This is a genomic window from Pseudomonas sp. PDM10 (assembly GCF_014852295.1).
In the GTDB taxonomy this organism is placed as follows: Bacteria; Pseudomonadota; Gammaproteobacteria; order Pseudomonadales; family Pseudomonadaceae; genus Aquipseudomonas.
The window spans coordinates 547,866-560,387 of record NZ_JACVBJ010000007.1 but is presented as its reverse complement, the minus strand read 5'-3'; the positions used below and the strand labels follow the sequence as shown (position 1 = coordinate 560,387).

Here is a 12,522-nt window from a genome sequence, read left to right as displayed (position 1 = left end):
GAGCAGGAACCGGCGGACGCTTACTCCGCCGTCGTGGGATCGATAATGCTCATGACCTGGGACACGCTGTTGGCAGGGAAACCACCCTGCCTGGCGTGTTCCCGGATGAGCTCCGCGTTCGGCGCGATGTACACGCAGTAGAGCTTGTCACCGGTGACGTAACTCTGAAGCCACTGCACCTCTGGCAGATCGCGCAACACCTTGCACGATTTTTGCGAGACGGCTTTCAAATCCCTTTCTGACAGTGTTCCAGCACCTGGAATCTCGCGTTCTATAACGAACTTAGGCATGGCAACCTCTCATTCTTGTTATTGATGACAGGGTCGGCTGACCCTGTGTGCCAACTATCGCGCCGAGCAACGCTGGCGTCCTGTCCGATCGTCGGCTAACCCTGCCCGATCGTCCGGAGATTTCACGCTGTGCGGCGACAGGCTCACAATCAAGCTCACCACCCAAAGCAGCCGCCCACACGGGAAAGCCACCATGGACGCCCTGTCTCAGACGCTGCGCGTCGTCCGCCTGGTCGGCGCGATTTTCATCAATGCCAGGTTCACTGCCCCCTGGTGCTACCAATCGCCGAGCGCCGACACGGCGGCGCCGTTTCTGGAACCCGGCGCCGAACGCGTGGTGATCTTCCACTTGATCACCGAAGGCGAGTGTTATGTCGAACTGGGTGATGATCCGCCGCTCCTGCTGACGGCCGGCGATGTGGTGGTTTTCCCGCAGGGAGATGCCCATCGCATGAGCTCACAACCTGGGCTCGCGCCGGCCACCGGTGCACGGCTGGACGTGGTGCTGGCACGCCGTCCACGGCAATTGAGCTATGGCGGTGGCGGCGCGGTAACGCGGTTGGTGTGCGGCTATCTGGCCTGCGATACCCGTCTGGCCGGCATGTTGCTGACCGGGTTACCCGCGGTGGTCCGGGTCAATGTGCGCGGCTCGAATGCCGGTATCTGGCTGGAATCGTCGGTCCGTTATGCGCTGGCCGAAGCGCGCTCGCCCCGCCCCGGCGGCGAAGGTGTGCTGGCGAAACTGGCCGAGGTGTTGTTCATCGAGGTGCTGCGCCTGTACATGCACGAACAGGGCGAAGGTCGTACCGGTTGGCTGGCGGGTGTGGGCGACCGGATCGTTGGCGCCGCCCTCAACGCGTTGCACAAAAAACCGTGTCACGCCTGGACGCTGGATGAACTGGCGCGTACTGCCGGTACGTCAAGATCGGTGTTGGCGGAGCGCTTCCAGCAACTGGTGGGGAGTTCGCCGATGCAGTACCTGACGCAATGGCGGATGTTGCTGGCGGCTAACCTGTTACGCAGCAGTAACAGCTCGTTGATGCGGATTGCCGAAGAGGTGGGCTACCAGACCGACACGGCGTTCAGTCGGGCCTTTCGCCGAGAGTATGGAGCGCCACCGGCGGCGTGGCGGCGCAGTCAGGAGAAAAAACCAATGGCCCACGGCGCGCAGCCTGTGAGCCATTGATTTGAAGGTTTATGCGGCGGGAGCTTTAGCCTCTTCCAGCAACTGCTGAATCACTTTCTCCTGAGTCTCGTAGCGGCCTTCACCAAAGTGGGTGTAACGCACCTGACCCTTGGCGTCGATCAGGTAGTGAGCCGGCCAATACTGGTTGTCGAAATTGCGCCAGATCGCGTAGTTGTTGTCGATGGCCACCGGGTAGGTGATGCCGAGCTTTTTCACCTGATCCTTGACGTTGTCGATGATGCGCTCGAAACCGTATTCAGGGGTGTGGACGCCGATCACCACCAGGCCATCCTTCTCGTATTTCTTCGCCCAATCCTTCACGTACGGCAAGGTGTGCTGGCAGTTGATGCAGTCGTAGGTCCAGAAATCCACCAGCACCACTTTGCCTTTCAGGGACTCGTTGGTCAGGGCTGGCGAGTTAAGCCATTCGACCGCACCGGACAGCGACGGCATGGCGCCTTGGGCATTGTCCATGGACGAGTCTGCGCTGACCTTGCTGACCAAGTAATCGACAACCTTCGGCACGGTTTCCAATAGCCCTTTCTCGATGCTGCTGACGCCTTCGGATGAAGTGCCGGCCAGCAGTGTTTTGTCGGCACCGGTGGAAATCACCGCCGCAGCCGCCAGCACCGCAACACCCGTACCACGACGCAGCCAACCGGTGACCGGAATCGATGCTTTCAGGCGATTGACCAGGCCGCGACCGGCGAAGATCAAGGTGCCCAGGGACAATGCGCTGCCCAGGCCGTACGCCACCAGTAACAGGCTGGTTTGAGCGTTTGCGCCTTGCAGCATGGCGCCCGTGAGGATGACCCCGAGGATCGGTCCGGCGCACGGTGCCCAGAGCAGGCCGGTGGCAACGCCGATCATGATCGAACTCAACGGGCCGGACATTTTGCGGGTGTCCGGATCGAGACGGTTGCCCAGCGCCACGAAGGGACGGGCCAGCCAGTCACCGACACGGGCGGAAATCAGCGACAGGGCGAACAGCACCATCACGATCAGCGCTACGTGACGGCCGGTGTTGTTGGCGTGTATTACCCACTCGCTGCTGACCACGGCCAGGCTGGAAATCAGGGCGAAGGTCAGGACCATGCCGCCGAGGGTGAGCAGGATCGAGGATCGTGTGCGTTTAACACCGGCGAACAGGAACGGCACGACCGGGAGGATGCAAGGGCTGAGGACGGTCAATATGCCGCCCAGGAAAGCGATGAGAAACATGGATGTCACCTTGAAAATGGTGGTTAGGATTCGAAATCCACCCCTCACCCTAACCCTCTCCCCAGAGGGGCGAGGGGACTGACCGAGTGGTTTGGTAGAAATTCTGCGACTTGAAAGTCCGAGTCGAACTCAGATTTTGAGAAGCATGGAGATCTGCCCCCTTTCCCCTTCCCCACTAGGGCGAGGGGACTGACCGAGTGGTTTGGTAGAAATTCTGCGACCTGAAAGTCCGAGTCGAACTCAGATTTTGAAAAACATGGAGATCTGCCCCCTTTCCCCTTCCCCACTGGGGCAAGGGGACTGACCGAGTGGTTTGGTAGAAATTCTGCGACCTGAAAGTCCGAGTCGAACTCAGATTTTGAAAAGCATGGAGATCTGCCCCCTTTCCCCCTCTCCCCCGTGGGGAGAGGGCTGGGGTGAGGGGTGGCTCTCACGGACACCCTCAAGCAGTCTGGTTATCCAGCAACTGTCCCTGCGGAGTCCGGCTACCGCCGTTCTCTACCAAAAAGGCGTTCCCGCCCGTCTCCCCCACCGGCGTCAGCTGAAAGCAAGTCGCGCTACCACAGCTTTTCTGTTCAACAGCAGCGTTGGCATGGGCAGCGGCGCCAGCCGCGGAGAAGGCAATGGCAGTCAAATAGCGGGTAACGTTGTTCATGATGGGCTTCCTGTTTCAAATGGGATGGGCCATGGGTCAGCGCAGGACTCAGTTGTCCGAGTTGCAGGCATCAGCCAATTTGCGATAGTCCAGAACCTGGGTTTTGTTATGGGAATCCAGGTAAGTCAGCTGGGCATCCACAACCCCACAGGAAGGCGAGGCGTCCTGTTTCAGCGACACCACTTTCTTGATGTCCAGGTGCGTGCCATAGGTGTAGGTTTTAGCGGAAACATCGGCTTCGGCGCGGGCCGACAAGGTGCAGATGTTCAGGGCGGCAAACAGGCAAGCGGCGTAGACGGCTTTGGTGTTCATGGTGGTTTCCTCAAGGCTTCGATAGGTCAATCGTTTAGTGGGCCGAGGCGGTTTGATTTGCCTCGATGGAACCTATTAGAAGCCCGCGAGGTATCCCGACTGTGTCGGGAACAGGCGCGGGTAAATCGGTACGTATCAGAACCGGGCCGGGATACAGAGCGATACAAAAGCCCTGAAAATGAGTGTTTTTGCGTCCACGTGTATCCGCCGACAGGCCAGATACACTGCAATACAAAGGACTGCGGGCGAGCGGGCCAAGGCTCGATAGACTGCGCGACATCCCCCATCTACAGAGGCCTGGCCAAATGGAACACGTCGATCACATTCTCATCGTGGACGATGACCGCGAGATCCGGGAACTGGTAGGCAACTACCTCAAGAAAAACGGCCTGCGCACCACCGTCGTGGCGGATGGACGGCAAATGCGCAGCTTCCTGGAATCCACGCCGGTGGACCTGATCGTGCTCGACATCATGATGCCGGGCGACGATGGCCTGATGCTGTGCCGTGAGTTGCGCGCCGGCAAACACAAAGCCACGCCGGTGCTGATGCTCACCGCGCGCAACGATGAAACCGACCGCATCATCGGCCTGGAAATGGGCGCCGACGATTACCTGGTCAAGCCATTCGCCGCCCGTGAATTGCTCGCCCGAATCAACGCCGTGCTGCGCCGCACACGGATGCTGCCGCCCAACCTGGTGGTCACCGAAAGCGGTCGTTTGCTGGCCTTCGGCCGCTGGCGCCTGGACACCTCGGCCCGGCACCTGCTCGATGAGGACGGCACGATGATCGCGCTCAGTGGCGCGGAATATCGGTTGCTGCGGGTATTCCTCGATCACCCTCAGCGGGTACTCAATCGCGATCAATTGCTGAACCTGACCCAAGGCCGCGATGCCGACCTGTTCGACCGCTCCATCGACTTGCTGGTCAGCCGCTTGCGCCAGCGCTTGCTGGACGATGCCCGCGAACCGGCCTACATCAAAACCGTGCGCAGCGAAGGCTATGTGTTTTCGCTGCCGGTGGAAGTCCTCGGGGCGCCCTCATGAACCTCTCGATGCACTGGCCTCGCACGCTCGCCTCGCGGCTGTCGCTGATCTTCCTGATCGGCTTGATTCTCGCGCAGGTGCTGTCTTTCGGCGCGCAGTACTACGAGCGCTACCAAAGCACGAAGAACACCATGCTGGGCAATCTGGAAACCGACGTCTCGACCTCCATCGCCATCCTCGACCGCTTGCCGGCCGAAGAACGCATGAGCTGGCTGCAACAACTGGATCGACGCAACTACCGCTATTTGTTGAACGAAGGCTCGCCGGGCGTGCCCATGAGCGATTCACCGATGGCGATGACGTCGATCAAAGAGGCCATCGGCAAGGATTACCCGATGACGATGACCGACATCCCCGGGCCGGAAAAACATTATCAGGTCCACCTGAAACTGGCGGACGGCAGCCCGGTGACCATCGACATTCGGCCCTCGATGGTGCCGTTGTCGCCGTGGCTGCCCATCGTGTTGCTGGGGCAACTGGCACTGATGCTCATCTGCACCTGGCTGGCCGTGAGAATCGCCATCCGCCCTCTCACCCGCCTGGCTCAGGCGGTGGAGACCCTGGACCCCAACACCCACGCGGTGCACCTGGACGAAAAAGGCCCGACCGAAGTCGCGCATGCCGCCAAAGCGTTCAATTCGATGCAGGCGCGCATCGCCGCTTACCTCAAGGAGCGCATGCAACTGCTGGCGGCGATTTCCCACGATCTGCAAACCCCGATCACCCGCATGAAACTGCGCGCCGAATTCATGGACGACTCCGCCGAGAAAGACAAACTCTGGAATGACCTTGGCGAGATAGAACACCTGGTGCGCGAAGGCGTGGCCTATGCCCGCAGCGTTCATGGCGCCACCGAAGAAAGTCGCCGCACCAATCTGGATTCGTTCCTCGACAGCCTGGTGTTCGACTATCAGGACATGGGCAAAGACGTGCAGCTGGGCGGTAAAAGCGACGCGGTGATCAACACCCGGCCGCACGCCTTGCGGCGAGTGCTCGTGAACCTGACGGACAACGCACTGAAGTTCGCTGGCGCCGCCGAGTTGTGGGTGGAAGCGAAGGCTGACGGCAGTTTGTCGGTGAAGGTGATGGACCGCGGGCCAGGGATTGCCGAGGAGGAATTGGCCCAGGTGATGGAACCGTTTTATCGCGTGGAGAATTCGCGTAACCGCAGTACCGGCGGGACCGGGTTAGGGTTGGCGATTGCACAGCAGTTGGCGTTGGCGATCGGGGGATCGTTGACGTTGAGTAATCGTGAGGGGGGTGGGTTGTGCGCGGAGCTTAAATTGCCGGCTCAGGCTCAGTAGCTGATCGTTCCCACGCTCTGCGTGGGAATGCAGCCCGGGACGCTCCGCGTCCCTTTCGAGAGCTGGAACGCGGAGCGTCCCTAGAGGCATTCCCACGCAGAGCGTGGGAACGATCAGTTCAGGGTCAGGCTGGGTAGTTGGCGCGCAGGGCTTCGAGGCCGCCCTGGTAAATCCCGGCAAACAAATCCTCAACCTCTTTATTGCTCACACCGACAGGCGTAAACCGCCCGGACCACGTCACTCGCGCACCCTGCCCCTGCGCTTCAACACTGATAGTCGCCAGATAGTCAGTCGCCGGAAACGGCGCCTGCAAAATCGAATAGCTGTAAGTCTTCCCGGCGTTATCAAACGCCTCCAACCGCTCAACCACCACCGCCCCGTCCGCCGTTTGCAGGCTACGCACCCGGCCGCCTTCACTCAGCTCGCTTTTGGGAATAAACGGCAGCCAGTCCGGCAGCGTATTAAAGCCGCCAATCAATTGCCAAACCTGGTCGGTGGTCGCCGGGATATCAATAAACGCTGATGCTGTAGCCATGAAAATATTCTCTCTCAATCAATAAGGTTCAAATCGCCATGCTGTCGACGACGCCGCCGTCGACCCGCAAAGCTGCACCAGTCGTGGCCGAAGACAGCGGCGAGGCGATATAAGCCACCAGATTCGCGACCTCCTCGACATCCGCCACGCGCTGGATGATCGAGGTCGGCCGAGCCTTGCGCACGAAGGCGTCGGCTTCTTCCCGAACGCTGCGCCCCGATTTGTCAGTGGCGTCTTTGAGCATCTGCTCCAGGCCATCGGTCAACGTCGGGCCAGGCAGGATCGCATTAACCGTCACCCCGGTGCCCGTCAGCCGTTTGGCCAAACCATGGGACACCGCCAGGTTGGCGCTTTTGGTCACGCCGTAGTTGAGCATGTCGGCCGGGATCGCGATCCCGGATTCCGAGGACAGGAAGATCACCCGACCCCAGCCCTGCTTGACCATGTCCGGCACGTAATGGCGGGACAGGCGCACGCCAGAGATTACGTTGACCTCATAAAAACGCGTCCACTCGCTGTCCGGCGTGTCGAAGAAATCCACGTCGTTGAAGATCCCGAGGTTGTTCACCAGGATGTCCGCCCGTGGTTCGGCGGCGAACAACAACTCGGCACCTTCGGCCGTGCCGAGGTCTGCGGTCAGGCCACGCAACTGCGCGTCCGGCACGCTCTGGCGAATGCTTGCCAGCGCCTGTTCGACCTTGGCCGTCTCGCGGCCGATCACCACCACCGTGGCGCCGGATTCGGCCAGCGCCTTGCTGATGCCCAGGCCAATGCCGGCGGTGCTGCCGCTGACAATGGCGAGTTTTCCACTCAGATCGATTTTCATGCTCAACCTCCAATGATCGGCAATGGCGCACGTTCGGACACCAGTTTCGCCTCGCGCATCGCCTGCCAGAAAGCAGCGGGAATGACGGCCGACATCGCGGCAACGTCTTCAGCAATCCGGTCGGGACGGCTGGAGCCTGGAATCACTGCCGCCACGGCCGGGTTAGCCAGGGAGAATTGCAACGCAGCAGCCTTGATGTCGACACCATGGGCGGCAGCGATGCGTTTGATCTGCTCGACTTTATTGATGATCGCCGGGCTGGCTTTCTGGTATTCGAAGTGTGTTCCACCGGCCAGAATGCCCGAGCTGTAAGGACCACCGACCACAATCTCGACGTTCTGCGCCAGCGCGGCGTCCATCAAGCGTTGCAAGGCACGATCGTGATCGAGCAGCGTGTAGCGACCGGCCAGCAGAAAGCCGTCCGGCTGGGCTTCGGTCAGATCCAGGGTCAGCTCGCACGGCTCAACCTTGTTCACGCCCAGGCCCCAGCCCTTGATCACGCCCTCTTCGCGCAAACGGGTCAGCACCTTGAAGGCGCCGGTGCGGGCCTGGTTGAAGTATTCCAGCCATTGATCACCGTAGAAGTCCTGGGCGATGTCATGCACCCAGACGATGTCCAGACGATCGGTTTGCAGGCGCTTGAGGCTGTCTTCGATGGAACGCATCGTGGCGTCGGCGCTGTAGTCGTTGACAATCTTGTTCGGGCGGCCGTGTTCGAATACTCCGCTTTTTTCGCCCAAGTCACGGGCCGCGGCGTCTTCGACTTCATCGAGAATCACTCGGCCAACTTTGCTGCTGAGTACATAGTCGTCGCGGTTGTACTGGGCCAACGCGGTGCCCAGGCGAATTTCCGACAGGCCCGAACCGTAAAACGGTGCGGTGTCAAAGTAACGCACGCCGGCATCCCAGGCGGCGTGGACGGTAGCCAGCGCCTCGTCTTCAGGAATGGCGCGGAACATGTTGCCCAATGGGGCGGTGCCGAAACCGAGGGCGCCAGGTAGTTTGTCTTTCAAGCTCATGGGGTTTTCCTCTTGAGTGTCAGGGGTCAGCAGAGGTGACCGTTGAGCAGATCCTAGATTGCGATGATCAGACCGTCCAAGACATAATAAGCAGCACTTGAGTCCCTATAGGTCTTACATGATCGACATCCGCCAATTGCGCTACTTCGTCGCCGTCGCCGAAGAAGAACACGTCGGTCGCGCCGCCGAACGCCTGCACATTTCCCAGTCGCCCTTGAGCCGACAGATCGCCCAGCTCGAAGAGCGCCTGGGGCTGACCCTGTTCGAACGCAGCCAGCAACGCATTCGCCTGACCCGCGACGGCCAGACTTTCCTGGCCGAAACCCGCGCCCTGCTGACCCACGCCAATCGCCTGGAATCCCTGGGCAAGCGCCTCGGTCGCGGTGAAGAAGGCGGCTTGTGCATCGGCTACATCGAAAACGCCATGCACGCCGGCGTCTTGCCCAATGCCTTGCGGGTACTGCGGGTCGACCGGCCGAACGTGCACGTCGCGCTGTACAACCTCAATTCCGCCGAACAACTCGAAGGCCTGCGTCAGCGTAGTCTGGATATCGCCCTGGTCAGCGAACCGCCCGTCGCCGACGACCCAGACCTGCTGGGTTTTCAGGTGCTGGACGATCCGATGCTACTGGCCCTGCCCGAACATCATCCTTTGGCGAACAACCCAACACTGACCCCGGCAGACCTGGCCGATCAGGAATGGATCGGCGTGCAACCGCGCCAGAACGCCGCCAGCCGCGACGACTTCGTCAGCGCCTGCATCCGCGCCGGTTTCACCCCGGACATTCGCATGGAAGCCACTGAACCTTTCACCGCGTTGGGATTGGTGGCGTCGGGGCTGGGCATCGCCATGATCCAGAAAGGCCTGAGCCGCAACGCACCACCCGGCGTGGTGCTGCGGGAAGTGCCATGGATTTCCTTCACCACGCCGCTGTGGGCCGCGTGGCACCGGATCAATTTGCGACCGCTGGTGGAAACGTTCAGGAAAGTGCTGACAGAATCCGGCCCGGGTCACCCCCAGACTGATGTGTAACAACATTTTGGGAAGCGTCTGACATCAATTCCTATGCACCCTTGGTAGCGTTGCACCGAACCCGGCTCCAGGACGTCCTGTTGTGATCTGGCCATGGAAGGCCTTTCACGCGTGTTGCATCAACGTCCCGGAGCCTGTGCCACGTCACAGGACAAGGAATCATGGATGTTCGACGCTAACCCTCACTCCCGTTTCAGCCTCACGATCAAAGACATTGAACATGACCTTCAGGTGCTCAAATTCACCGGCAAGGAGTTCATCAGCCAGCCTTACGCCTTTGAAATCGAACTGGTCAGCGACAGGCAGGACCTGAACCAGGACAGCTTGTTGAACAAACAAGCCTTCCTCGCCTTCAACGATGCTGGCAACGGCATTCATGGGCAAATTCATTGCGTGGGCAAAGGCAGCCTCGGTAATCGCCTGACCCGTTATACCGTGACCCTGGTGCCTCGATTGGCGTATCTCGACCACCGCAACAATCGCCGCATTTTTCAGAAAATGACCGTCCCGCAAATCATTGCGCAGGTACTGGAAGGCCACGGCATCAATCGTGATTTTCACCAGTTTCAGGTGGGCGGCGACTCTCCGGACCGAGAGTATTGCGTTCAGTACGACGAGTCGGATCGCCAGTTCATAGAACGCCTATGCCAAGAAGAAGGCCTGCACTACCACTTCCAGCACAGCCGCGAAAAACATGTGTTGGTGTTTGGTGACGACCAGACCGTTTTTCCCAGGCTCGACCGTCCAACGCGCTATAAGCATGACAATGGCATGGTCGCCGAAACGCCTGTGATCAGCCACTTTGACGTGCAAGTGAAAGCAGGTACCAGCCGCACCACTCGCCGCGATTATGACTTCAACAAAGCGCGTATCTTGCTGGAGGCCGAGAGCAGGTCTGATATGTCCAGGACTCAGCCGGATCTGGAGGATTACCAGTACCCCGGCCGTTTTTCCCAACGTGATCGCGGCAAGCTGTTGAGTCGACGCGCACTTGAGCGTCACCGCGCCGAGTGCCGTGTGGCGCGGGGTAAAAGCGATCAACCCGCGTTGCTCTCCGGGCACTTCCTGCCGCTGTCCGAACATCCGGACGAAGAATGGAACGACCTGTGGTTGCTGACCGAAATCGAGCATGAAGGGGCGCAACCGCAGGTCCTGCAACAGTACGCGACCTACACCGGCACCGGCGATCAAAATGGCTTTCAGGGTTATCGCAACCAATTCCTCGCCACGCCTTGGGATGTGATCTACCGCTCGTCGCTGACCCATGACAAACCACGCATCGCCGGCAATCAGAGCGCAGTGGTCACCGGCCCTAAAGGCGAGGAAATCCACTGCGACGACTACGGTCGGGTCAAGGTGCAGTTCTTCTGGGATCGCGAAGGCCGTCACGACGATAAAAGCAGTTGTTGGCTGCGGGTCTCCTCCCTCCTGGCCGGTAATGCCTTTGGCGGCGTCGCCGTGCCGAGAGTCGGCATGGAGGTCCAGGTCAGTTTTCAGGAAGGCGACCCCGATCATCCCGAAATCATTGGATGCCTCGCCAACAGTGCCAACCCGGTGCCCTACGAATTACCTGCAAATAAAACCCGTAGCGTATTCCGCTCCCGCAGTTCGCCGGACAGCACGGGATTCAACGAACTGCATGTTGAAGACCGCGCCGGTCAGGAGTTGATTTACCTTCGCGCCCAGCGGGACATGGAACAGCGGATAGAGAACGACAGCCGAATGGAGATCGGCAACGAGCAGTGCACCACCGTCAAGGGCGACAGTTTTACCGTGCTGCAAGCCACCGAACATCGAACAACCACCGGTGACCGGCACATACAGCTCAAGGCCAACGATTATCTGCAAGTTGCCGGCAACAGCCACACCCACGTTGATCAAACGCTTGCGCTTAGCGCCAGCCGGGTAGTTGTTATTGAAGCCGACCTAATCATTCTGAAGGCCGGGACCAGGTTCTCGATCGAAGCCGGTGGTGAACATTTACAGGTAGGCGGCGGCGGAATATTCGGCAGCAGCGAACTCCAGATCGGTGGTACTCCAATGCGAGTGCCAGCCGTTTCAGTCGCTGCGCCTCGGTCAGTTGACGGCTTGTCTGTACCACCTGAACTGCCGCCTATGCTCGCGTCGTCCCAGCCCGCACTGATGGCGGCAAGCAACGCGCTGGCGGCGGACTTTTGCCCGATCTGCGAAGCCTGCCGTGATGGCGTCTGCCTGACGGAAGGAGCGGCCGCATGATCAACGTACTCCCCCGCCAATGGATGAACGAACAACGCCGCTCGGGCCATGAGTTGTGCCTGGTGCTGGACTCGCAGAACGAACGCGAAACCCGTCAGCTGTTGTTGAAGGCCAGCGGACATGACCAGTACTTGAGCGTCAACAACGGCACGACCCTCGCGAATCTGGCCGATGCCGGTCCGTTCATCTTCACGCTGGATCCGTCCGGCGACAGACGCCTCGATGACCTGCTGGATCATCCAGAACGCAACTGGGGCTGGCTCGCGAGCGTGGAAAAAGGTGCCTTGCGCCAACTGGTCAGTCACTGGCAAGAGCGGTTGATTGTCGGGACGCGCCCCTATCAGGCGCTGTACCGCTTTCACGACAATCGAGTCTTGAGTCGGGCACTGCAACATTTGCCGGTCGAAGCGTATCCGGCCTTACTCGGGCCGGCGATCAGCGTGTGCTACTGGGACGGCACAGCCTGGAAAACAACGCTTAACCCCGCCCCCGGCACGCATCCGGTGCCGGACAACCCCCTCTGGTTGCGCACACCCCTGCCTCAACCACAGGCCTCTGAAATTCGCCGGCTCAACGCCCACCGTTACTTGTTGGCCGAGCACGTGGAGGCCTACGCCAAGCTCGCCGAAGTGCATGACCCTGACGCGTGGTTGCGTGAGCGCTTGGCCCTGGCGGATGCATGGGGCTGGTTGGAGCCGCAGCAGTTGGAATTTCTATTGATTCAGAGTTTGCAGGCGCCAGGTTTTACGTTGTCACCGCAGTGGGAGGTGCGGGGTGATGAGAGTCCGGTGGAGCACTTTGAACGAGTGCGGCTGTTGGTGGTTTTTTGGCGGGGGGATGTGTCGATATGAGTGGGTTCC

General features: G+C 60.1%; 13 protein-coding genes. 6 read left to right on the top strand and 7 right to left on the bottom strand.

All coding sequences use genetic code 11. From position 1 onward, the window contains the following. Positions 1-20 precede the first annotated feature (20 nt). A complete protein-coding gene (locus IB252_RS25860) occupies positions 21-290 on the bottom strand; it encodes a DUF4242 domain-containing protein (RefSeq protein ID WP_008156937.1) in 270 nt (89 codons plus the stop codon). Positions 291-483: 193 nt separating this feature from the next. Between IB252_RS25860 and IB252_RS25855 the strand changes: the two genes are divergently transcribed. Beyond that, positions 484-1,476, top strand: a complete 993-nt coding sequence (locus tag IB252_RS25855; RefSeq protein ID WP_192410721.1) for an AraC family transcriptional regulator — start codon at positions 484-486, stop codon at positions 1,474-1,476. Between the two features lie 9 nt (positions 1,477-1,485). Here IB252_RS25855 and IB252_RS25850 read toward each other — a convergent pair whose 3' ends face one another. The 3 genes from IB252_RS25850 to IB252_RS25840 all read right to left on the bottom strand — a co-directional run bounded on the left by IB252_RS25850 (position 1,486) and on the right by IB252_RS25840 (position 3,664). Next, on the bottom strand, positions 1,486-2,697 hold the full coding sequence (locus IB252_RS25850; RefSeq protein WP_192410720.1) for a cytochrome c biogenesis protein DipZ: 1,212 nt from the start codon (positions 2,695-2,697) through the stop codon (positions 1,486-1,488). A 442-nt stretch (positions 2,698-3,139) separates the two neighbouring features. Then, entirely contained in the window at positions 3,140-3,352 is a 213-nt protein-coding gene (locus tag IB252_RS25845; protein ID WP_192410719.1) for a hypothetical protein, read from the bottom strand. A gap of 48 nt (positions 3,353-3,400) precedes the next feature. Then, positions 3,401-3,664, bottom strand: a complete 264-nt coding sequence (locus IB252_RS25840) for a DUF2790 domain-containing protein (protein WP_111448762.1) — start codon at positions 3,662-3,664, stop codon at positions 3,401-3,403. Between the two features lie 305 nt (positions 3,665-3,969). Between IB252_RS25840 and IB252_RS25835 the strand changes: the two genes are divergently transcribed. Beyond that, entirely contained in the window at positions 3,970-4,710 is a 741-nt protein-coding gene (locus tag IB252_RS25835) for a response regulator (RefSeq protein ID WP_111448763.1), read from the top strand. Then, positions 4,707-6,014, top strand: a complete 1,308-nt coding sequence (locus IB252_RS25830; protein ID WP_192410718.1) for a sensor histidine kinase — start codon at positions 4,707-4,709, stop codon at positions 6,012-6,014. The genes IB252_RS25835 and IB252_RS25830 overlap by 4 nt, the downstream gene beginning before the upstream one ends. Positions 6,015-6,138: 124 nt before the next feature. Here the strand turns inward: IB252_RS25830 and IB252_RS25825 are convergent, their stop codons facing one another. The 3 genes from IB252_RS25825 to IB252_RS25815 are packed head-to-tail and all read right to left on the bottom strand — an operon-like array spanning position 6,139 to position 8,394. Next, positions 6,139-6,549 (bottom strand): SRPBCC family protein, encoded by a 411-nt coding sequence (locus tag IB252_RS25825; RefSeq protein WP_111448765.1) that lies wholly within the window; start codon positions 6,547-6,549, stop codon positions 6,139-6,141. 28 nt (positions 6,550-6,577) lie between these two features. Further along, positions 6,578-7,375 (bottom strand): SDR family NAD(P)-dependent oxidoreductase, encoded by a 798-nt coding sequence (locus IB252_RS25820; protein ID WP_192410717.1) that lies wholly within the window; start codon positions 7,373-7,375, stop codon positions 6,578-6,580. Positions 7,376-7,377: 2 nt separating this feature from the next. Next, positions 7,378-8,394 carry an aldo/keto reductase gene (locus tag IB252_RS25815; protein ID WP_192410716.1) on the bottom strand — a complete coding sequence of 339 codons (1,017 nt, stop codon included), beginning with the start codon at positions 8,392-8,394 and terminating at the stop codon, positions 7,378-7,380. 118 nt (positions 8,395-8,512) lie between these two features. On the opposite strand from IB252_RS25815, the gene IB252_RS25810 reads away from it, so the two are divergent. From IB252_RS25810 to IB252_RS25800, 3 genes are all read left to right on the top strand, one after another. After that, the gene (locus tag IB252_RS25810; RefSeq protein WP_192410715.1) at positions 8,513-9,427 is read left to right on the top strand and encodes a LysR substrate-binding domain-containing protein; all 915 of its coding nucleotides are present in this window, start codon (positions 8,513-8,515) and stop codon (positions 9,425-9,427) included. Positions 9,428-9,592: 165 nt separating this feature from the next. Continuing rightward, complete coding sequence (locus IB252_RS25805; protein ID WP_192410714.1) at positions 9,593-11,662, top strand: type VI secretion system tip protein VgrG; 2,070 nt, start codon at positions 9,593-9,595, stop codon at positions 11,660-11,662. Next, positions 11,659-12,513 (top strand): DUF4123 domain-containing protein, encoded by an 855-nt coding sequence (locus IB252_RS25800; protein ID WP_192410713.1) that lies wholly within the window; start codon positions 11,659-11,661, stop codon positions 12,511-12,513. The genes IB252_RS25805 and IB252_RS25800 overlap by 4 nt, the downstream gene beginning before the upstream one ends. Positions 12,514-12,522 lie beyond the last annotated feature (9 nt).

Excerpts from the sequence above, each read along its gene's own strand:
- IB252_RS25800 (WP_192410713.1), top strand. The coding sequence starts at position 11,659 with ATGATCAACGTACTCCCCCGCCAATGGATGAACGAACAACGCCGCTCG.
- IB252_RS25805 (WP_192410714.1), top strand. The coding sequence starts at position 9,593 with ATGTTCGACGCTAACCCTCACTCCCGTTTCAGCCTCACGATCAAAGAC.
- IB252_RS25840 (WP_111448762.1), bottom strand. The coding sequence starts at position 3,664 with ATGAACACCAAAGCCGTCTACGCCGCTTGCCTGTTTGCCGCCCTGAAC.
- IB252_RS25820 (WP_192410717.1), bottom strand. The coding sequence starts at position 7,375 with ATGAAAATCGATCTGAGTGGAAAACTCGCCATTGTCAGCGGCAGCACC.
- IB252_RS25855 (WP_192410721.1), top strand. The coding sequence starts at position 484 with ATGGACGCCCTGTCTCAGACGCTGCGCGTCGTCCGCCTGGTCGGCGCG.
- IB252_RS25835 (WP_111448763.1), top strand. The coding sequence starts at position 3,970 with ATGGAACACGTCGATCACATTCTCATCGTGGACGATGACCGCGAGATC.
- IB252_RS25825 (WP_111448765.1), bottom strand. The coding sequence starts at position 6,549 with ATGGCTACAGCATCAGCGTTTATTGATATCCCGGCGACCACCGACCAG.
- IB252_RS25850 (WP_192410720.1), bottom strand. The coding sequence starts at position 2,697 with ATGTTTCTCATCGCTTTCCTGGGCGGCATATTGACCGTCCTCAGCCCT.
- IB252_RS25845 (WP_192410719.1), bottom strand. The coding sequence starts at position 3,352 with ATGAACAACGTTACCCGCTATTTGACTGCCATTGCCTTCTCCGCGGCT.
- IB252_RS25815 (WP_192410716.1), bottom strand. The coding sequence starts at position 8,394 with ATGAGCTTGAAAGACAAACTACCTGGCGCCCTCGGTTTCGGCACCGCC.
- IB252_RS25830 (WP_192410718.1), top strand. The coding sequence starts at position 4,707 with ATGAACCTCTCGATGCACTGGCCTCGCACGCTCGCCTCGCGGCTGTCG.
- IB252_RS25810 (WP_192410715.1), top strand. The coding sequence starts at position 8,513 with ATGATCGACATCCGCCAATTGCGCTACTTCGTCGCCGTCGCCGAAGAA.
- IB252_RS25860 (WP_008156937.1), bottom strand. The coding sequence starts at position 290 with ATGCCTAAGTTCGTTATAGAACGCGAGATTCCAGGTGCTGGAACACTG.